Genomic DNA, 19,580 nt, shown 5'->3' with positions numbered 1-19,580 from the left:
TTTCCTCCAGTCTTGATTGGATTAGGATTCTTCGCTGTCGTCCGGCATCGGCACAGCGCTCAGGTCCGGCGCGGGGGCCGGGCCGGTTTTCAGGTTCACGGCGGCCTGCGGCATCTGGTTCACCCGCAGGTCAAACACATCGAACCGGTTATAATGGCCAGTGATGTCATGCATCTGCTTGGGCTGGATGCATTTGCCCAGGTCAATCTCGGCATAGACAATGCCCTCGTCGTCAATCAGGCCCTCCCCGATCGCGCGCCCGTCAGGCCCGATAATCCCCGAATAGGCACTCGATTTGCGCTCCAGCATGGCCCGCGCATCAGGGCGGACCTTCTCCATCTCGGTGATGATCTCATCCGACACCGTCGATGTGGCGATGACGGTAAAGACCTTGCCCTCAAAGCTTTGCGACATGCCGCGCAGCTTGATCGCCTCGGCCATGTCGTAATCGGGCGGTGCGACCGGCAGGGAAATGTAGCTTGCCGCATGCACCAATTCGCCTTGCGCCAGCAGGGTGAACCGCGCCAGCGTATTGGTATTCTCGCCACAGGCCAGACCACCCAGCGGGCCAATCTCAGTATCGTAGACCTTAAGACTTGACCCATCCCCGCCGGTCCAGGTCAGCTTTTCCGCCCAAGTCGGCACAAGCTTGCGGTGCTTGCCCAGTATCGCGCCATCCGGCCCGATGAACAGCAAGGTGTTGTAAAGCGCACCCAGCGACACGGGGCTGCGTTCGTTCAGGCCGATCACGACATAACACTTGTTGGCCTTGGCCGCCGCCTGAACCTTTGCAACCTCGGGGCCATCGGCAAAAACCGACGCCCTGACAAGTTTCTCAAACCACGCGCTGCCCGTCACCGGGTCGGTGATCCAGTTCCAATAGGGGTAACCGGGAATGAAGACTTCGGGAAACACCACAAGGCGCGCGCCGTTCCCGGCGGCTTCCGCAATCAGACTTGCGGCTTTTTCAACGGTCCGGCCCGCATCCAGGAACACAGGGCTCGCCTGAACCGCCGCAGCCGTGAACTTGGGAAAGTCATTCAGTGGCAGCATGAGCAGCCTTCCTTTCGGTTTCGTTTGATCTGTACAGCACCCACTTGGCTGAGTCGGTCAAGTGCCGCGCGAGCGGCCCTGCGATTGCCCCGTTGGCCTTTAGCCGTAACTGCATGTATTCATCCTGTTTTTCTCACTCATCCGAATTAATCGCACGAAGGCAAGAACTGATCGTTGACTTATTTTACATATAAATCTATTCATTACCATACTTTTTTTCGGGAGATAATAATGGCTGAACGATCCTTTGCGAAAGAAGTCGAAGACCTGAAGCTGGGAGAGGGCGACCTATTCCGCGGTGAGGGCATTCTTGCGATCACCAAGGCCCTTTTGCAATCCGGTGTCGCCTATGTCGGCGGCTATCAGGGATCACCGATTTCGCACCTGATGGATGTGCTGGCAGACGCCAATGACATCCTGGACGACCTTGATGTGGTCTTTCAAAGTTCGGCCAGCGAAGCAACGGCAGGCGCGATGCTGTCGGCTTCCGTCATGTATCCCCTGCGCGGTGCGGTGGCATGGAAATCAACCGTCGGCACCAATGTCGCCTCAGACGCGCTCTCGAACCTTGCATCCGGCGGTGTCACTGGCGGGGCGATGGTGATCGTCGGCGAAGACTACGGCGAGGGTTCCTCCATCATGCAGGAACGCACCCATGCCTTTGCGATGAAATCGCAGATGTGGTTGCTGGACCCGCGCCCGGATCAGGCCTGTATGGTCAATCTGATCGAAAAGGGTTTCGAGCTGTCAGAGGCGACCAACACCCCCGTCATGCTTCAGGTGCGGGTGCGGTCCTGTCACATGACCGGCGAATTTGCCTGCAAGGACAACAAGCGCCCCGAATTCACCCTGCGTGACGCGATGAACAACCCCGAGCGCGATCTGGGCCGCATTGTCCTGCCGCCCGCCGCTTATGAGCACGAGGTCGAAAAGATCAAAGTGCGCATGCCCGCCGCCATCGACTTTATCCGCGACCAGAAACTGAATGAGTTCTTCGGCCCCACCGGAGAGGAAAAGACCGGCAAGACCGGGCTGATCGTCGTCGGCGGCATGTACAACAGCACGATCCGAGCGCTGCAATTCCTTGGGCTGTGCGATGCCTACGGCAATTCGCGGGTGCCTATATATGTGATGAACGTGGCCTACCCGACGATCAAATCCGAAGTCGATGCCTTCTGCGAAGGGCTGGACGCGGTCCTGATGGTCGAAGAAGGCCAGCCCGAATATATCGAACAATCCATCTCGACCATTCTGGCCCGCACAAAAAGCCCGACCGAAGTTCATGGCAAGGATTACCTGCCAATGGGCGGCGACTATACCGCCGCGGTCCTGACCGAAGGGATCGGCCGCTTTCTTGAGGATCATGAGCCCAAACAACTTGGCAACCGCGCCCCGGTGCCCGACCCGGTCCCGATCCTGACCAACCCGGTGATCGAACGACTGGCCGACGTCGTGCCGGCCCGTCCGCCGGGCCTGTGTACCGGATGCCCAGAACGTCCCATCTTTGCCGCGATGAAAATGGTCTTCGAGGAAACCGGCACGCATCATGTCTCGGCTGACATCGGCTGTCACCTCTTCTCGATCCTGCCGCCCTTCAACCTCGGTGCCACCACAATGGGTTTCGGCCTTGGCCCGGCCTCGGCGGCGGCCTTCAACGTCAAGGGCGCCAAACGCTCGATCTCGATCATGGGCGACGGCGGTTTCTGGCACAACGGGCTGACCAGCGGCATCGGCAATGCGGTTTTCAACAAACACGACGGTGTCTTTGTCATCGTCGACAACTTCTATTCCTCCGCCACCGGCGGGCAGGACATCCTGTCGTCCCGTGCTCACAACAAGCGCCGCAACACCAACAACTCCATCGTCGATGCGGTCAAGGGGATCGGGGCAACCTGGGTCCGTCAGGTGGATCACACCTATGACGTGACAAAGATGCGCAATGTGCTGAACGAGGCGCTGACCACCGATGCCGAAGGCCCCAAGATCATCGTGGCTTCCTCCGAATGCATGTTGAACAAGCAGCGGCGCGAGAAACCGAAAGTGGCCAAGGCGATCAGCGGCGGCAAGCGGGTGGTGAAAGAGAAATTCGGCGTCGACGAAGATGTCTGCACCGGCGATCACGCCTGCATGCGGCTGTCCGGCTGCCCGTCCCTGTCGATCAAGGAGCTGGACGATCCGCTGCGCGACGATCCCGTCGCCTCCATCGACGACACCTGCGTGGCCTGCGGCAACTGCGGCGAAGTTGCGGATGCCGCCGTGCTCTGCCCTTCCTTCTTCCGCGCCGAGGTCACCCATAACCCGACAGGTTGGGACAAGGTCCGGGCCAATCTCTCCGGCTCCGTGATCCGCTACCTGCAAGACCGCCGCGAGAAGCGCGCGGTCAGCTTTGAGGCATAGACAGATGAAAGATGACACCGTGAAACTGGGCCTGAAGCCCACAGGCCCCGCGACAGAGCGGCCAATCTCCATCGCCATCGTGGCCATGGGCGGTCAGGGCGGTGGCGTTCTGACCGGCTGGATCGTGAACCTTGCGGAAACGCATGGCTGGGTGGCGCAATCAACCTCCGTTCCCGGCGTGGCCCAGCGAACCGGGGCCACCATCTATTATGTGGAAATGATGCGCCCCGGCGACGGCGGGCAAAAGCCCGTGCTGGCGCAGATGCCGACACCCGGTGATGTCGATGTGGTCATCGCATCGGAATTCATGGAAGCGGGCCGGTCGATCCTGCGCGGGATCGTGACACCCGACCGGACCACCCTGATCGCCTCCAGCCACCGGTCGCTTGCGATCAGCGAAAAGATGGCCCCCGGTGACAGCATCGCGAACAACGGCGCCGTGAGTGATGCCATCGGCGTGGTTGCCAAACAGGAGATTGTCTTCGACATGAACGCGATGGCGGTCAAGAACGGCTCCGTCATTTCATCCGCCATGTTCGGCAGCCTTGCCGCGTCAGGCACCCTGCCCTTTGCGCGGGAAGCCTATTACGACGTGATCCGCAAGGGCGGCAAGGGCATCGACGCCAGCATCCGCGCCTTCGATGCCGCCTTTGACCGCACGGTAAACGGCCCCGAGATGCCGCAGCTGGAGGCACCCGAAACCCCCGTCGCGACCCTGCCTGACAGCTTGCGCGACAAACGGGCAAATGCCCTGCTCACCCGCATCCGCTCGGAACTTCCTGAGCAGGCCCACGCCATGGCCTATCTCGGGCTGCAAAAGGTCGTCGACTTTCAGGATGCCGCCTATGGCGACGAATACCTCGATATCCTGCGCAACCTCACCGAGGCTGACCGCGCGGCAAATGGTGAGGCCCAGGGCTTTGCGTTCACCGCGTCCGCCGCCAAATACCTTGCAAATGCGATGGCCTATGACGACGTGATCCGTGTCGCCCGCATCAAGACGCAAAGCGCGCGCCGTCAAAGGGTGGCCGAAGAGGTTGGCCTGAAGACCGGTCAGGTCCTCAACACCACAGAATTCATGCACCCCCGCATGGAAGAGGCCGCATCAACCCTGCCGGTCGGGCTGGCAAACTGGCTGAAATCGCGCAAGTCCCTCTATGCCTGGCTCGACCGTCGCATCAACAAGGGACGGCGCATCCAGACCTACCGCCTGACCGGGTTCCTGCCGCTGCATTTTGTCGGTGCGCTCAAGGGAACGCGCCGCATGTCCCTGCGCCACAAAACGGAAGTCGCCCACCGCGATGCATGGCTGGCCGATGCAGCGCAGGCGCTGGCGCAGAACTATGACCTGGGCGTCGCGATGCTCACCTTCCGCCGCCTGATCAAGGGCTATTCAGACACCCATGTCCGGGGCCATTCCAAGTTCGAAAAGGTGATGCAGACAACAAAATCCATCGCCGGGCGTGACGACGCAGCGGAATGGGCGCAAAGGCTTCTGACTTCTGCGATCAAGGACGCGTCCAGCAAGGATCTGGACGGCACGATCATGACAATTGAGAGTTTTTCGGGCACATGAACAAAATCAGCAAACCGGCGTCTTTTCCCCGGCCCGTCAACCGGGCGGATATCCCGTTTCCCGGCTGGAGCTACAAGCACATCTTCCGGCACGGACAATGCGACCCTGCCGGCATTGTCTACACGCCGGAATTTTTCAACGTATTCAACCACGTCATCGAAGCATGGTTCTGCGACTGCCTGGGCCTGTCCTATTACGACTTCCTTGGCCCCCGCCGCACCGGGCTGGGCTATGTCAACGCCCATGCCGAATTCTTTTCGCCGGTCAAAATGGGCGAGGAAGTCGAATATTTCGTGCGGGTTTCCAGGATCGGCGGCAAATCCTACGCGCTTGAACTGAACGCCATGCTTGGCGATACAGAGGCGCTGCGCGGGCTCTTTACAACTGTTACCACCAACCTTGATACCCATTCTTCAATCGACATTCCAACCGACCTAAGAGGTGCATTGAACCAATACGTGTTCTCGGATAATGCCTAGTATGTAAAAATATGGAAATGCAGATAGCTCGATGATGGCCCGCGATCCGGCTCAGGATACTTCAGATTATCGCAAGGACGAAACGCGGCTCTGGCTCAGCGTGCTGGATGTCTATAATTACATCTATCCCGAAGTGAACCGGCAACTCAAGGAGCGAACCGGCATCAGCGTTTCGAAATTCGATGTCCTTGCACAACTGGATCGCTACCCCGACGGGCTGAGCATGGGCGAACTTTCGGCCAGGCTCAAGGTCAGCAACGGCAATGTATCGGGGTTGGTAAACCGGCTGCGCAAGGATGAACTGGTCGACAAATCAATGTCAGCCGACGACCGGCGGTCTTTTGTCGCCGTGCTGACCCCGGCAGGCCGACAACGGTTCAAGGAAGCAGCGGCAATTCACGCCGATGTCCTTGCAAAGTGCTTTTTGCATCTGGATGCCGAGAACCTCGCGGAAACCATCGCGATGCTCAAATCAATCATCAAGAAACCGGGCGGCAAGGTTCACACCGATCATGGCTGAGAACCCCGACGACGCCAAATTCCCCTTCAAGACGCCAGAGCAGCTTGCGCAATATCTGCCCTATCTGATCACCCGTCTGGGCAACCGGTGGCAGGTCAAACAGGATGCCGACCTCAAAAGCCTTGGCATCCAGGGCGCGACAATGCGGATCATATCATGCCTTGGCGCGTACAAGCAGCTTACCGTAAACGAAATATCCGTGCTCGCGGTGACTGAACAATCCACCGTCAGCAGATTGGTCGAACAGCTTGTCACCTCCGGCATGGCGCAGCGCGAGATTGACGCGACCGACCAACGTGTGCGCCGCGTCTCATTGACCGCGAAAGGCCGCAAGAAGCTGAGGGAAACTGCACCGCTCGTCAACGCGAATTATCAACATATGACCGCTGACATCGACCCTGCCCAACTCGACGTCTGTGTCGAAGTGTTGCAGGCGATGCTGAAGAAAATTCGCGTGCACGACCTCTGACAGGCTGGCCAATTCCCATCTGTGTGGTCGAAGGGCTTGCCCGCCCTTCGACCGTTTTTCATGTCTCAGAACGGGCTGTCTTCATAGTAGAAGTCAGCAGCGTTCTCTTGCGTGATCAAAACCGATCCGATGGTGAAAGTGCCAGACACCGGCGCGGTCGAGGTCATGCCAACAGCGGTCATTTCGATCGCCGTGGCAATCATCGACGGCGGATAGGTCACATCCGCCGGGATCATCGGATCGCCATCGCGCACCTTTGCGACCATTTCCTTCATGCCGGCACCGCCCAGAACAAACTTGATGTCATCGCGGCCCGACTGTTCGATGGCCGCCAGCACGCCAATGGCCATGTCGTCATCCGATGCCCAGACCGCGTCGATCTTGTCATATTTTGACAGGAAATCCTGCATCACGGTAAAGCTGTCGTCGCGGTTCCAGTTGCCATGCTCCATCGCCAGAATGTTGATGCCCGATCCTTCGATCGCGCTCTGGAAACCTTCGACACGCTCATTGTCGATGGTTGTCGGGATGCCCCGGAACACCACAATGTCGCCGCCATCCGGCATGGCCGAGGCCATGTATTCGCCCGATACCTTGCCAAAGCCGGGGTTGTCGCCCGCCACATAGAGGTCTTCGATGCCGGGAATGGCAAGGCCACGGTCAACCACCGTCACCCATGCGCCGCTGTCCGCCACCGCCTTGACCGGGCTGGTCAGCGGCTCGGATTCAAACGGCAGCACCACCAGCGCGCTGATGTTGCGCGTGGCCAGCATGTCTTCGATGTCGTTGACCTGCTTGGCCGGGTCCGATGCCGTCGCCAGCACGAAATCCAGTTGCGGATAGACTTCCTCCAGCCGGTTCACCGCCTGTTGCGCATGAAAGTTCATGCCGCCCGCCCAGCCGTGCGTTGCTGCCGGAATGGACACGCCAATGACTTTCGTATCCTGCGCCAGCGCTGGCAGTGCCAGTGTCGCGGCCAGTGCGGCCGCCGTGATTGTCGTAAATTTCATGGCTTATCTCCTCTGTTTACCATGGTATTCCGGAGCGCCTCCTCAGCTCTCCGCTTTCTTGTCGCGCTGCAGGATGACGGCCAGGATGATGATGACACCCTGTATTGCCCCGTTCAGATAGGGCGACACGCCATCCGTCAGATTCAGAATATTGTCGATCAGCGACAGGATCAGCACGCCGATCACCGTGCCCCAGACGCGGCCAAAGCCACCCTTCAGCATGGTGCCGCCGATGATCACCGCCGCAATGGCTTCCAGTTCCCACAGCACACCGGTGCTGGGCGAGGCCGAGCCAAGGCGCGGCACATACATGATTGTCGCCACCCCAACGAGGATGCCGAGAAACACATAGGTCAGCATCCGCACCCGGTTCACGTTGACCGAGGAATAGCGCGCCACCTGATCGTTCGACCCGACAGCGGCGGCATGTCGGCCAAAGGCCGCGCGCCGCATCACCAACTCGCCACTGATCGCCACCAGCGCGAAAACGATGATCGGCCAGCTGATCCCCAGAATCCCGTCGAAATAGATTGGCCGGATCACTGACCGCATCCCGAAATCCAGTGACAGCGTGCCGCCGTCCGCCAGCCAGGTGACCAGACTGCGATAGATGCCCATGGTGCCCAGCGTCACGATAAACGCCTCGATCCGCATGGTGGTGATCAGGAAGCCGTTTACAAACCCGGCCAGCGTGCCCGCGACCATCGCCGTCAACATGCCGACAAAGACCAGCGGCCATCCCGGCCCCATCACCGGCAACATCGCGTTCATCACCAGAATCATCAGCCCCGCGATAAAGGCCGCCATCGACCCCACCGACAGGTCCAGCCCGCCGCCGGTGATGACAAATGTCATGCCCACCGCGATGATCCCGATAAAGGCGGAGCGTGACAGCACATTGGTGATGTTCGCCGCGCTCAGGAAATTCCCGTTCAGCGCGGCGCCCACAATCACCAGCACAACCAGCGCCAGGATTGGTCCCAGCACTTTCAGGTTCACGCCTCTGGCCGGTCGGCTGGGCCGTGTTTCGGTAGCTGTCATCAGATTGCCTCTTGTCTGGTCGCGCCCAGGCCCATCGCCAGCCGCACGATCTTGTCTTCTGTCATGTCATCGCCGCTGACTTCGCCCGCGATGGTGCCCAGCCGCATCACCAGCACCCGGTCGGCCAGGCCGATGACCTCCTGCATTTCGGAACTGACCACGATGATGGATTTACCCGCGGCAGACAGCGCATGGATGAATTCGTAAATCTGTTGCTTGGTGCCGATGTCGATGCCCCGCGTCGGCTCGTCGATGATGACGATATCCGGGTCGGTCAGCATGATCTTGGCGATCAGCAGCTTTTGCTGGTTCCCCCCCGACAGGTTGCCCACCAGCACCTCACGGGTCGGCGCACGAATGTCGAAATCCGCAATCGCCCGTGTCAGCGCCGCGTCTTCCGCCTTGTGATCTATCAGCCAGTTGGTGAACTCCGGCAGCGCCTGCAAGGTCAGGTTCTCCCGCATCCCCTTTTGCAGCAGCAGACCCCGCCCCTTGCGGTCCTCGGTCAGGTAACACAGCCCCGCCGCCTGCGCCTGTTGCGGCGACCGCAGGGAAACAGGCCGCCCGTTGATCCGCACATCACCCTGCGCGGCGCGCAGCCCCGTCAGCCCCTCCATCGCCTCAGTGCGCCCCGATCCGATCAGCCCCGAAATGCCCAGTATCTCGCCCCTACGCAGGGTAAAGCTGATGTCATGGGCATAGCCCGGCACGTTCAGCCCCCTGACCTCCAGCGCGGCATCATCGCCCACACCGACAGAGCGCACGGGGTACAGCGAGGACACATCCCGCCCCACCATCGCCTGCGCCATCTGGTCCTCGTTGAACTCCGCCGTCATGCCCTGCGCCACCACATGCCCGTCGCGCAATACCGTGATCCGGTCCGAAATCCGCTTCACCTCGTCCAGCTTGTGCGAGGTGAACAATATCGCCACCCCCTCCGCCTTCAGCCGCTCCACCTGCTCGAACAGCACCTCCGCCTCGCGCTCGGTCAGCACGGCGGTGGGTTCATCCATGATCAACACCTGCGCCCGGCGCGACAGCGCCTTGGCGATCTCGACCATCTGCTTGTCCGCGTTGGAAATATCACGCACCCGCGCATCGGGGGACACCTTGCAATTCAGCCGCGCCAGCAGCCTGCGCGTCTCTGCCTGCATCCAGGCTTTATCCAGAAACAGCCCGCGCCGCTTCTCGTGCCCCAGAAAGATGTTCTGCTCCACGCTCAACTGATCCGCCAGATTGAACTCCTGATGGATCAGCACAACCCCCTGCGCCTCGGCCTCCTGCGAAGAGGCAAAGCGCACCGGCGCATCGTCCAGCTTCACTTGCCCCTTCGTCGGCTCCAGATAGCCCGACATGATCTTCATCGCCGTCGATTTGCCCGCCCCGTTCTCCCCGATCAGGGCATGCACCTCGCCGGGCCGCAGCGTCAGGCTGATGTCATGCAACACCTGCACCGGCCCGAAACTCCGGCAAACATCAGCCAGCGTGAGGGCGCGGGTTTCGCTCATAGCCTGACCCAGGCCGCATCGCGTTTCGACGACCGCACGCAGGCGTCGATAAAGGCGACCCCCTCCAACCCGTCCCGCACCGTCGGCAGCAGATGATCCGGCACCTTGCCCTCACGCGCCGCAACAATCAGATCCGCCGCTTCGTTGTAAATGTTCGCGAACCCCTCAAGATAGCCCTCGGGATGCCCCGGCGGAATGCGAGAGGCGCTCAGATTGGCCTCCAGCCCCCCTGCCCCGTTCCGCGTCAGCAGGCGCTTGGGCTCCCCATGCGGCGTGAACCACAAATAGTTCGGGTCTTCCTGCGCCCATTCCAGCCCGCCCTTGTCGCCATAGACCCGCAACCGCAGCCCGTTTTCATTACCCGGCGCCACCTGCGAGGACCACAACATGCCTTTCGCCCCGCCCTCGAAACGCAGCATCACATGCACGTTGTCATCCAGCCGCCGCCCTTCGACAAAGCTGGTCAGGTCCGCCGCAAGACTGTCCAACTGCAACCCGGTGACAAAGCGCGCCAGATTATAAGCGTGCGTGCCAATGTCACCCACACAGCCCCCCGCGCCAGAGCGTTCGGGGTCAGTCCGCCATTCCGCCTGTTTGCTGCCGTCGGCTTCCACCGCGTCGGTCAGCCAGTCCTGCGGGTATTCCACCTGCACCACACGGATCGTACCGATGTCGCCTTGCCGCACCATCTCGCGGGCCTGACGGACCATCGGATAGCCGGTGTAATTATGCGTCAGCACAAACAACGCATCCGATTTCTCCGCCGCCGCCACCAGCTTTTTCGCATCCGCCAGTGTCGAGGTCAGCGGCTTGTCACAGATCACATGGATGCCGCGTTTCAGGAACTCGCGCGCTGCCGGATAATGCACATGGTTCGGCGTCACGATGGCCACCGCCTCAACGCCCTCCTTCAGCCGCGCCTCGCGTTTCGCCATCTCGGTGAAATCGCCATAACAGCGGTCTTCGGCCAGCCCCAGCGCCGCACCCGAAGCCTTCGATTTCTCCGCAGTGGAGGACAGCGCCCCCGCCACAAGCTGAAACCGTCCGTCAATCCGCGACGCAATGCGATGCACCCCGCCGATGAATGCGTCATTGCCGCCACCGATCATGCCCAGTCTGATAGGTGCCATCACGAAAGCCCCATCATCTTGGCATTCAGCGCATCATCCGCACCGCCATCTGCGAAATCGTCAAAGGCACGCTCGGTCACGCGGATGATGTGATCCTTGACGAACTGCGCCCCCTCGCGCGCCCCGTCTTCGGGATGCTTGAGCGCACATTCCCATTCCACCACGGCCCAGCCGTCAAAATCATTCGCCGCCATCTTGGAAAACACCGCGCCGAAATCGACCTGCCCGTCGCCCAGACTGCGGAACCGTCCCGCGCGGTTGACCCAGCTTTGATAGCCGCCATAGACACCTTGCCGGCCCGTCGGATTGAACTCCGCATCCTTGACGTGGAACATGCGGATGCGGTCGCGGTAGATGTCGATATTGTCGAGGTAATCCAGACATTGCAGCACGTAATGCGACGGATCATACAACATGTTGGCCCGCGCGTGATTGCCGGTGCGCTCCAGAAACATCTCGAATGAAATCCCGTCGTGCAGGTCCTCGCCCGGATGGATTTCATAGCAGACATCGACACCGCAATCCTCCGCATGGTTCAGGATCGGCGTCCAGCGTTTGGCAAGCTCGTCGAACGCCTGTTCAACCAGCCCCACAGGCCGCTGCGGCCACGGGTAAACATAGGGCCAGGCCAGCGCGCCCGAAAACGTCGCATGCGCCCCGATGCCCAGATGGGCCGAGGCCGTCAGCGCCTTTTGCACCTGATCAACCGCCCATGCTTGCCGCGCCTTGGGGTTGCCGCGCACGCTTTCGGCGGCAAAGCCGTCGAACACATCGTCATAGGCCGGATGCACCGCAACCAACTGCCCTTGCAGATGGGTCGAAAGCTCGGTCACCTCCACGCCATTGGCCAGTGCCTGTCCGGCCCAATCCTCGCAATAATCTTTGGAGTCCGCCGCCTGATCCAGGTCGATCATCCGCGCGTCCCAGCTGGGCACCTGCACCCCCTTATAGCCGCAATCGGCGGCCCATTTGGTGATCGCATCCCAGGAATCGAACGGCGCTTCGTCGCCTGCAAATTGCGCCAGAAACAGCGCCGGACCCTTGATCGTTTTCATCCCATTCCTCCCTTTTGTCAGACGTAGCGGTTGACGATATTTTCCAGTTTCTCCTGCGCCCCTGAGACCGGCTGCGGTTTCAGGTCCGCCGCCTCCGCACGGGCGGCAATCCCGTCCAGCGTGGCGTCCTTTGCCAGCATCGCCTGCGCCGCGTCGCTCTCCCAACCCGCGTAGCGGTCGCGGCGCGGCCCCTCCAGCGCGTCGTCCTCGATCATCCGGTACGCCGATTTCAGCCCCCGCGCACAGATGTCCATCGCGCCCACATGGGCGGCAATCAGGTCTTCGGCATCCAGCGACTGCCGCCGCAGCTTGGCGTCGAAATTGGTGCCGCCAGTGGTGAACCCGCCCGCCATCAAAACCTCGTAATAGGCCAGCGCCGCCTCTGACGGCGAATTGGGAAACTGGTCCGTGTCCCAGCCGGACTGGTAATCGTTGCGGTTCATGTCGATGGAGCCGAAAATCCCCAGCGTGCGTGCCATCGCCAGCTCGTGTTCAAACGAATGCCCCGCCAGAATGGCATGGCCCTGTTCCACATTCACCTGCACCTCGTCCTCCAGCCCGAACCGCTTGAGGAACCCGTAGACCGTGGCCACGTCATAATCATACTGGTGCTTGGTCGGCTCCTGCGGTTTCGGCTCGATCAGGATCGCGCCCTTGAACCCGATCTTGTGCTTGTATTCGACCACCATCGACAAAAACCGGCCCATCTGTTCCAGCTCGCGGCTCAGATCGGTGTTCAGCAGAGTCTCGTATCCTTCACGCCCGCCCCACAGCACATAGTTCTCGCCCTCCAGCCGGTGGGTCACATCCATGCAGGTCTTCACCGTCGAGGCACAATAGGCAAAGATATCCGGGTCCGGGTTGGTGCTGGCCCCCGACATGTAGCGCCGGTTGGCAAACATGTTCGCCGTGCCCCACAGCAGCCGCGGACCGCCATCGGCCATCTTCTGCTGCATGTAATCGGCCATCTCGTTCAGCCGCTTGTGGCTCTCGGCCAGATTGGCACCTTCAGGGCGCACATCATGGTCGTGAAAGCAAAAGAACGGCACGCCCAGAATGCGGAACATGTCAAAGGCGGCATCGGCCTTGGCCCGCGCCAGATCCATCGTGTCTGCCGGAAACCACGGGCGCTGAAAGGTCTGGCCGCCAAAGGGGTCGTTCCCCTCCCAGACGAAACTGTGCCAGTAACAGACGGCAAAGCGCAGATGCTCCTCCATCGTCTTGCCGCCCAGCTTTTCCTGCGGATTGTAGTGACGGAAGGCCATCGGATTGGTGCTGTCGGCACCTTCGAATGTCACCGGGGCGATGTCTGCGAAATATTGGCTCACTGTATGTTCTCACGACTGTAGATGTTCAATTTGATCCTGCCGGCATCGGCAGGCGGTGTGGTGGCTTCGGTCAGGTCCCGCATGATTTTCACAGCGGCAATCACCCCCGACAGAATGTCCTGGTCGATGACCAGATCGAATGTGCCGCTGCGCAGCGCCTCGCGCGATGTCGGCGTCAGCTCATGCACGATGGTGGTTGGCCTCGGCGCCAGCGTCCGCACCGCACGCACCAGCCCGCGGTTCCCGGCCCCGATCGCATAGATCCCGGCAAGCCGCCGGTCCCGCGCCGCCTCCAGCACGATCTGCTCAACCCGCTCGGCATTGTCCGCCCCCTGCGCCGCAGGCAACAGCGTGCAACCGCCAAAGCGTTCCTGCATCACCATCCGAAACCCCAGCAGCCGCTCGCTGTGATCGCGCGCCGCCAGCGATCCGGCAATCATCAGGACATTCCCCTGATCCTTGATGAACCGCCCCATGAATTCACCGGCCGTGCGCCCCGCCATGACATTGTCCGGCCCGACATAGGCATCGCGCCCCGAACTCGGCAGATCGGCCACCAGGCTGATCACCCTGACACCCGAAGCATGCAGCGCCGCGATCTCCTCATTGATCTCGGGCGCCTCGCTGGCCATCACCGCAACCGCGTCACACTCAAGATTGCGCAGCGCCGCCACCTGGTCTTCCACGTCGAACGGCTTGGTCGGGACAACCTGCACCAGCACCTGTTCTTCCATCAGCCGCTGCTGTTCGCGCGCCAACGCCTCGTGCAGCAGCGCGATAAACCCGGTATCGCCCGACGGAATGACAAAGCAGAACCGGTAAACCCGGCGGCGCGACAGGTTCGCGGCGGCCAGATTGCGCACATATCCGGTCTGCGCCACCGCCGCCTTCACCCGGTCGACAACCTTTGCCGACACGCCGCCCCGATTGTTCAAAACCCGGTCCACCGTTGCCAGGCTGACCTGCGCAACCTCTGCAACGTCCCGTACTGTCGGCCCGCTCATTGACGAATCCCCCCGTTGCCCAAGAGTTGAGCAATTTCTGAGGTACGTCAATCAGGATTCTGCGGGGCACACCTCAACAGCCCCCGGATCAGGCGTCAGTCCGGGTCTGGCCACAGGCAAAATCAGGCTCTAGAATGGCCGAACAGGGCCACGTACCCCTCCAATACGGGGACCGGGATTGTAAAAAAGCCTTGCGCGACTCTCCAGCTTTCGTCAATAGTCACGGAAACAAGGCGATAAACGCCATGTTCCGTGAACACGGGACAAGAGACCGAGGGCAGATGAGCAGTATCAAACAAACAGACAACCTGAATTCCGTCATCCGTCAACATGCGGAATGGCTGTCAGGCCAATTGCACGCACAGCGCGAGAACCTGTTCCCGCCAAACGCGCAGAAATCCATGCGCACCTTCACCTCCGGTGAGGCGGCAACCCTGCTGGGCGTGAACGACAGCTACCTGCGCAAACTGCACCTCGAAGGGCGCGGGCCCTCCCCTGCCCTCACGCCGGGCAACCGGCGGCATTATTCGGCGCAAGACATCCATGACCTGCGCGTCCTGCTGGAAAAGACCGCGCGCAAACCGGGTGATTACCTGCCCGGTCGCCGCGTCTCGCCGGAGGGGAGCGAACACGGCTATATCGACCACCTGCAAGTCATCGGTGTGATGAATTTCAAGGGCGGTTCTGGCAAGACAACAACTTCCGCCCACCTCGCCCAGCGACTGGCCCTCAAGGGCTACCGCGTGCTGGCCATCGACCTGGACCCGCAGGCCTCGCTCACCGCGCTGCACGGGGTTCAGCCCGAATTCGATCTGCACGACGGCGGCACGCTCTATGATGCCATTAGATACGATTCACCGGTCCCGATCGCGGATGTGATCCGCAAGACCTATATCCCCAACCTCGACCTGATCCCCGGCAACCTGGAGTTGATGGAATTCGAACATGAAACCCCCCGCGCCCTGTCCCAGGGCAAGGCGGGCCTGTTCTTTTTCCGGGTAAAAGAGGCTCTGATGCAGGTCGATGGCGACTATGACGTGGTTGTCATCGACTGCCCGCCGCAGCTTGGCTTCCTGACCATGTCGGCCCTGTCGGCGGCAACCGGCGTGTTGGTCACCATTCACCCCGAAATGCTGGATGTGATGTCGATGTCGCAATTCCTGCGCATGACCGCCGACCTGATGGATGTGATCGCGGAATCCGGTGCCGACATGAGCCATGACTGGATGCGCTACCTGCTGACGCGCTACGAACCGGCAGATGCGCCGCAGAACCGCATCGTCGCCTTTCTGCGCACCATGTATGGCGACAAGGTCCTGAATGCACCGCAGCTCAAATCAACGGCCATTTCCGACGCCGGGCTGACGAAACAGACTCTATACGAGGTAGAACGCGGCGCTTTCACCCGCAGCACCTATGACCGTGCGGTCGAAAGCCTCAATGCCGTCAACGATGAAATCTCTGAACTGATCCAACGCACATGGGGCAGGACATGACGACCAGAAAAAAGCGAATGACCATGCTCGACGGGTTGGCAGCGGCGGGGCATGCCCCCCCTGCCCCCGGCACGTCGATGATGTCCACAAACCGGGCGCTGCGCTCTGCGCGCGACGCCGTGGATTCCCATCAGGTCTGGGAGCTGGACCCCGACACCATCGAAGACGGCAGGATCGCTGACCGGCTCGACCCCGACGATGTGGTCGATCTGCGCGACGCAATAGAGACTAACGGCCAGACAGTGCCTATTCTGGTGCGCCGCCACCCCAGCACGCCTGACCGCTATCTGCTGGTCTATGGGCGGCGCAGGCTTCAGGCGATCCGCAATTCCGCCAAGGTCCAGACTGTGCGCGCGCTGATTGCCAGCATGGGCGACGACGCGGCGGTCAAAGCGCAGATTTCCGAAAACATGGCCCGGCGCGATCTGTCCTTTATCGAAAGGGCGCTCTTCGCGCAGGAACTGGTCGAATCGGGCTTTGGCAATCAGACCCAGGTGGCCGAGGTTCTGACCGTCACCAAATCTTCCGTCTCCATGGCCATCGCCATCGCAGAGATGATCGGCCGTGACCTAATCCGCGCCATCGGCCCGGCCCATGGCATTGGCCGCCCCCGGTGGGAGGCCCTGGGAAAAGCCATCGAGGAACGCCAGATCAACCCCGACAGGTTGATCGAGGTGGCCGAGAGCCTGCGCAGCGAGGCAGAGGTTGCCATGGTGATCGACGATGCTTCGGCAGAGCCGAATGAAGTCTCTGTCAGGGCATTCGAGGCTGTTTTTGACGCCGCTGGTGTTCCCGAACGTCCCACCAGAAAACCCAAAGCCCCCCCTGCCCGTCCGCGCAAGCTCAGCGTCAATCTGACGGTTGATGGCCGCACCGCAGCAAAGCTCGTGCGGTCCTCCAGGGGGGTTTCGCTGGATCTCGAAAAAGGACCGTTTGCCGATTGGATAGAGGCGCAAGGCCAGCCCCTGATCGAAGAACTTCACGCGCGCTGGCTTCAGCGCGGCGAAGACTGAGGAAAGAGCAACAATGAAAAGGAGACACGGACAAGACTAAAAGAAAAGGTCCCGCAAAGACGATGCTCCACGAGACCCTGACTTGTTTCTAGCACCTTCAAGCTAGTGGTCGGAGCCTAAATTCGCAAGTCCAAAGTGATTCGCGGACCGCTATTTTTTTGTCTTCGTGTACATGAAAATGGAATACACACCGGTATCGTCGTTTCGGCGACCGATCACTGCTGTCCAATTGGAACGGCAGGCACAGGCAGATCGGCCCGTCACCACAGAGGTCAGCAAGTGGGACGCCCTGCGCAAACTCGCCGCCGCGCGTCAGCATTTCAATCTGTCCGACCGCGACCTGACAGTGTTGCAGGCCCTGCTCGGATTTCACCCCGAAACCGCCCTTGGGGCCGACAACCCTGCCGCGGTTGTCTATCCTTCCAACAAGGCAATCTGCGAGCGGCTGAACGGCATGCCCTGCTCCACCATGCGCCGCCACATCGCGCGGCTGGTGGATGCCGGCGTGATCCTGCGCCGCGACAGCCCCAACGGCAAACGCTATGTCCGCCGCAATGGCGGTGCCAAGCTTGCCTATGGGTTTGACCTCACGCCCCTGGCCCACCGGTTCGAGGAATTCAGCCGTATCGCTGATCGCCTGGAAGAGGCCGAGGCACGCCGCAACCGCCTGCGCGAAATGGTCAGCCTGATGCGCCGCGATCTGGCGGGCTATGTTGAATACGGCATCACCCGGCGGCCCGACCTGCCCCTCTGGGACCAGATGAGCGACCTCGCCCGTCTGACCGCCCGTGACCTGCGCAGAAAGCTGGGCATCGAGGATTTGACCATTCTCAAAGCCAAATTGGTCGCCGCACTGGAGGAGGTCATCGCCTGTATCGACATGGCTGAAACGCCGGAACTGAGCACCAGCGACGCCGAGATTGAGCAGCACCATCAGAGTTCAAATAAAGAATATATTGATAAGGAAAAAGCCGAAGTCCGTGGCGACACGCCGCGTGAAATTGATGCTGCGCCCCTGCATCAGCCGCCCCCGCTCAGTCAGGTGTTGAGCACCTGCAAAGAAATACAGTCTTTTTCTCAAGGGGCGGTCCGCCATTGGGAGGATCTGATCAGGCTGTCAGATGTCGTCAGCCCTATGATGGGAATCGGGGCATCCGTCTGGCAAGAAGCGAAATGCCGGTTGGGCAGGGCGCAGGCAGCGGCAACGCTGGCGGCAATGCTGGAAAGATTCTCCGAAATCAAAAGCCCTTCGGCATATCTGCGATCTTTGGGCCAGAAGGCCGGGAATGGTCTGTTTTCCTGCGGTCCAATGATCCGCGCGCTTGAGGGCAGGGGAGCTGGAGTTCACAGCTGTGAACACTCAATGAATGCACCGCTCGCTCCGAGTTCACAGCTGTGAACTCCGCCCTACAATCCCGCAGCCTTCGTCAGGTTCACCCGGAACCTGTCACGTCTCCGCTGGTAACGACGGGTCATTTCCGCGCTGGCATGCCCAAGCTGTTTCTGGACATAGCGCTCGTCGACCTCCGCCGAAGAGGCCAGCCCCGCCCGCAGGGAATGGCCGGAGAACAGCGCCAGCCGCTCGTTCTCGGGCAGATCGAACCGGACCCCGGCGCCCAGCACGCAGCGCTTGATCAGCCGCGCGATGTGTTTGTCGTTCAGCCGTCTCTCCAGCGCCTTCTTGCCGTCCCGCGAGGTACCCACAAATATCGGGCCGAAATCGATCTTGGCGAAATGCAGCCATTGCTCAAGCGCATGAACGGGGCAGGTCTGCTCAGACGATCCGCGCCCGATCTCGACCTCGCGCCAGCCGGTCTTCGCGTTGAGGGTGAGCAGGACACCGCCGTCGAGAATCTCGATCCAGCCGCCGCTGTCCGGTGTATCGTCCTTGCCGTGATCGAGGCTGACAATCTCGCTTCGGCGCAGGCCGCCGGCATAGCCGATCAGCAGGATCGCCCGGTCCCGCAATCCGCGCAGGTCGAAGGGCAGACAGGCCACCATGGCGCGGATATCCTCGGCCATGATCGCCGCCTTCTGGACCGGCGGGCGGGCATGCCTGCGCTTGATCCCGGCCAGCACCGAGGCGATGTGCCGATCCTTGCGATCCAGGGTCAGACCGCGCTGCGCGAAGTTCCAGGCGAGGCCGGAAAGGCGGCGCTCTATGGTGCTGACGCGCAGGGCAGGGGCCTTGCCCGAGGGGGCCGCCATATCGGCGAGGTAGAGCCCGATCATCTCGGGCGAGGGGGGCAGGGGCTCTGCGCCCTTCAACCGGCACCAGCGGGTGAAATGCGCCCAATCCCTGGCATAGGCTTTCAAGGTATTGTCCGAGGCGGCAGACCGGGCATAGTCCCTTGCGCTGTCCACCAGCCGGTCAAGCCTGCCCGACCCCGCAACCTCCGTCGGCAGGGCAATGGGGGTGTTTTCGGAAGAAGCGGGTTTCCCGGAATCTGTCGACATTGTCGGTCTGCCGGAGTTTTTGAGACTGCGATCCATTTGTTTTC

At 61.1% G+C, this 19,580-nt stretch carries 17 protein-coding genes; 8 read left to right on the top strand and 9 right to left on the bottom strand.

The genetic code is table 11. From position 1 onward, the window contains the following. Positions 1-21 precede the first annotated feature (21 nt). Entirely contained in the window at positions 22-1,053 is a 1,032-nt protein-coding gene (locus tag A8B82_RS08405; protein WP_067290760.1) for a carbon-nitrogen hydrolase family protein, read from the bottom strand. Between the two features lie 231 nt (positions 1,054-1,284). Between A8B82_RS08405 and A8B82_RS08400 the strand changes: the two genes are divergently transcribed. From A8B82_RS08400 to A8B82_RS08380, 5 genes are read left to right on the top strand one after another with little or no spacing between them, the layout of a single operon-like run. Continuing rightward, positions 1,285-3,450, top strand: coding sequence for a thiamine pyrophosphate-dependent enzyme (locus A8B82_RS08400; protein WP_067290757.1), 2,166 nt, complete (start codon positions 1,285-1,287; stop codon positions 3,448-3,450). Positions 3,451-3,454: 4 nt separating this feature from the next. Then, positions 3,455-5,026, top strand: coding sequence for an indolepyruvate oxidoreductase subunit beta family protein (locus A8B82_RS08395; protein ID WP_067290755.1), 1,572 nt, complete (start codon positions 3,455-3,457; stop codon positions 5,024-5,026). Then, positions 5,023-5,505, top strand: a complete 483-nt coding sequence (locus A8B82_RS08390; RefSeq protein WP_082899194.1) for an acyl-CoA thioesterase — start codon at positions 5,023-5,025, stop codon at positions 5,503-5,505. Before A8B82_RS08395 ends, A8B82_RS08390 begins: the two co-directional genes overlap by 4 nt. A gap of 31 nt (positions 5,506-5,536) precedes the next feature. Beyond that, positions 5,537-6,025 (top strand): MarR family winged helix-turn-helix transcriptional regulator, encoded by a 489-nt coding sequence (locus A8B82_RS08385; protein ID WP_067290753.1) that lies wholly within the window; start codon positions 5,537-5,539, stop codon positions 6,023-6,025. Beyond that, positions 6,018-6,494, top strand: a complete 477-nt coding sequence (locus tag A8B82_RS08380) for a MarR family winged helix-turn-helix transcriptional regulator (protein ID WP_067290751.1) — start codon at positions 6,018-6,020, stop codon at positions 6,492-6,494. The genes A8B82_RS08385 and A8B82_RS08380 overlap by 8 nt, the downstream gene beginning before the upstream one ends. 65 nt (positions 6,495-6,559) lie before the next feature. Here A8B82_RS08380 and A8B82_RS08375 read toward each other — a convergent pair whose 3' ends face one another. Genes A8B82_RS08375 through A8B82_RS08345 form a run of 7 tightly spaced genes read right to left on the bottom strand, consistent with a single transcriptional unit; the run spans position 6,560 to position 14,570 of the window. Continuing rightward, a complete protein-coding gene (locus A8B82_RS08375; protein WP_067290750.1) occupies positions 6,560-7,504 on the bottom strand; it encodes an ABC transporter substrate-binding protein in 945 nt (314 codons plus the stop codon). Between the two features lie 42 nt (positions 7,505-7,546). Further along, a complete protein-coding gene (locus A8B82_RS08370; RefSeq protein ID WP_067290747.1) occupies positions 7,547-8,545 on the bottom strand; it encodes an ABC transporter permease in 999 nt (332 codons plus the stop codon). Next, entirely contained in the window at positions 8,545-10,053 is a 1,509-nt protein-coding gene (locus A8B82_RS08365; protein ID WP_067290744.1) for a sugar ABC transporter ATP-binding protein, read from the bottom strand. The genes A8B82_RS08370 and A8B82_RS08365 overlap by 1 nt, the downstream gene beginning before the upstream one ends. Continuing rightward, entirely contained in the window at positions 10,050-11,183 is a 1,134-nt protein-coding gene (locus A8B82_RS08360) for a Gfo/Idh/MocA family protein (RefSeq protein ID WP_067290742.1), read from the bottom strand. The genes A8B82_RS08365 and A8B82_RS08360 overlap by 4 nt, the downstream gene beginning before the upstream one ends. Continuing rightward, complete coding sequence (locus A8B82_RS08355; protein ID WP_067290739.1) at positions 11,183-12,238, bottom strand: sugar phosphate isomerase/epimerase family protein; 1,056 nt, start codon at positions 12,236-12,238, stop codon at positions 11,183-11,185. Before A8B82_RS08355 ends, A8B82_RS08360 begins: the two co-directional genes overlap by 1 nt. 17 nt (positions 12,239-12,255) lie before the next feature. Beyond that, the gene (gene xylA / locus A8B82_RS08350; protein WP_067290736.1) at positions 12,256-13,566 is read right to left on the bottom strand and encodes a xylose isomerase; all 1,311 of its coding nucleotides are present in this window, start codon (positions 13,564-13,566) and stop codon (positions 12,256-12,258) included. Continuing rightward, positions 13,563-14,570, bottom strand: coding sequence for a LacI family DNA-binding transcriptional regulator (locus tag A8B82_RS08345; RefSeq protein WP_067290734.1), 1,008 nt, complete (start codon positions 14,568-14,570; stop codon positions 13,563-13,565). Before A8B82_RS08345 ends, xylA begins: the two co-directional genes overlap by 4 nt. Before the next feature lie 281 nt (positions 14,571-14,851). Between A8B82_RS08345 and repA the strand changes: the two genes are divergently transcribed. From repA to repC, 3 genes are all read left to right on the top strand, one after another. Then, positions 14,852-16,066 carry a plasmid partitioning protein RepA gene (repA, locus tag A8B82_RS08340; protein ID WP_067290732.1) on the top strand — a complete coding sequence of 405 codons (1,215 nt, stop codon included), beginning with the start codon at positions 14,852-14,854 and terminating at the stop codon, positions 16,064-16,066. Beyond that, the gene (repB, locus tag A8B82_RS08335) at positions 16,063-17,079 is read left to right on the top strand and encodes a plasmid partitioning protein RepB (protein WP_067291091.1); all 1,017 of its coding nucleotides are present in this window, start codon (positions 16,063-16,065) and stop codon (positions 17,077-17,079) included. Before repA ends, repB begins: the two co-directional genes overlap by 4 nt. Before the next feature lie 178 nt (positions 17,080-17,257). Beyond that, complete coding sequence (repC, locus tag A8B82_RS08330; RefSeq protein ID WP_067290730.1) at positions 17,258-18,478, top strand: plasmid replication protein RepC; 1,221 nt, start codon at positions 17,258-17,260, stop codon at positions 18,476-18,478. A gap of 8 nt (positions 18,479-18,486) precedes the next feature. Here the strand turns inward: repC and A8B82_RS08325 are convergent, their stop codons facing one another. After that, entirely contained in the window at positions 18,487-19,536 is a 1,050-nt protein-coding gene (locus A8B82_RS08325; RefSeq protein ID WP_067290725.1) for a tyrosine-type recombinase/integrase, read from the bottom strand. Between the last annotated feature and the right edge of the window lie 44 nt (positions 19,537-19,580).

This window comes from Sulfitobacter sp. EhC04, assembly GCF_001650875.1.
Lineage (GTDB): Bacteria > Pseudomonadota > Alphaproteobacteria > Rhodobacterales > Rhodobacteraceae > Sulfitobacter.
The sequence above is the reverse complement of the archived record's forward strand: the minus strand, read 5'-3'. Positions and strand labels throughout refer to the sequence as shown.

What these genes read in the sequence shown, in the direction of transcription:
- A8B82_RS08370 (WP_067290747.1), bottom strand. Translation starts at nt 8,545, where the DNA reads ATGACAGCTACCGAAACACGGCCCAGCCGACCGGCCAGAGGCGTGAAC.
- A8B82_RS08360 (WP_067290742.1), bottom strand. Translation starts at nt 11,183, where the DNA reads ATGGCACCTATCAGACTGGGCATGATCGGTGGCGGCAATGACGCATTC.
- A8B82_RS08355 (WP_067290739.1), bottom strand. Translation starts at nt 12,238, where the DNA reads ATGAAAACGATCAAGGGTCCGGCGCTGTTTCTGGCGCAATTTGCAGGC.
- A8B82_RS08385 (WP_067290753.1), top strand. Translation starts at nt 5,537, where the DNA reads ATGATGGCCCGCGATCCGGCTCAGGATACTTCAGATTATCGCAAGGAC.
- A8B82_RS08345 (WP_067290734.1), bottom strand. Translation starts at nt 14,570, where the DNA reads ATGAGCGGGCCGACAGTACGGGACGTTGCAGAGGTTGCGCAGGTCAGC.
- A8B82_RS08375 (WP_067290750.1), bottom strand. Translation starts at nt 7,504, where the DNA reads ATGAAATTTACGACAATCACGGCGGCCGCACTGGCCGCGACACTGGCA.
- A8B82_RS08365 (WP_067290744.1), bottom strand. Translation starts at nt 10,053, where the DNA reads ATGAGCGAAACCCGCGCCCTCACGCTGGCTGATGTTTGCCGGAGTTTC.
- repC (WP_067290730.1), top strand. Translation starts at nt 17,258, where the DNA reads ATGGAATACACACCGGTATCGTCGTTTCGGCGACCGATCACTGCTGTC.
- A8B82_RS08325 (WP_067290725.1), bottom strand. Translation starts at nt 19,536, where the DNA reads ATGTCGACAGATTCCGGGAAACCCGCTTCTTCCGAAAACACCCCCATT.
- A8B82_RS08405 (WP_067290760.1), bottom strand. Translation starts at nt 1,053, where the DNA reads ATGCTGCCACTGAATGACTTTCCCAAGTTCACGGCTGCGGCGGTTCAG.
- A8B82_RS08380 (WP_067290751.1), top strand. Translation starts at nt 6,018, where the DNA reads ATGGCTGAGAACCCCGACGACGCCAAATTCCCCTTCAAGACGCCAGAG.
- A8B82_RS08390 (WP_082899194.1), top strand. Translation starts at nt 5,023, where the DNA reads ATGAACAAAATCAGCAAACCGGCGTCTTTTCCCCGGCCCGTCAACCGG.
- A8B82_RS08395 (WP_067290755.1), top strand. Translation starts at nt 3,455, where the DNA reads ATGAAAGATGACACCGTGAAACTGGGCCTGAAGCCCACAGGCCCCGCG.
- repA (WP_067290732.1), top strand. Translation starts at nt 14,852, where the DNA reads ATGAGCAGTATCAAACAAACAGACAACCTGAATTCCGTCATCCGTCAA.
- A8B82_RS08400 (WP_067290757.1), top strand. Translation starts at nt 1,285, where the DNA reads ATGGCTGAACGATCCTTTGCGAAAGAAGTCGAAGACCTGAAGCTGGGA.
- repB (WP_067291091.1), top strand. Translation starts at nt 16,063, where the DNA reads ATGACGACCAGAAAAAAGCGAATGACCATGCTCGACGGGTTGGCAGCG.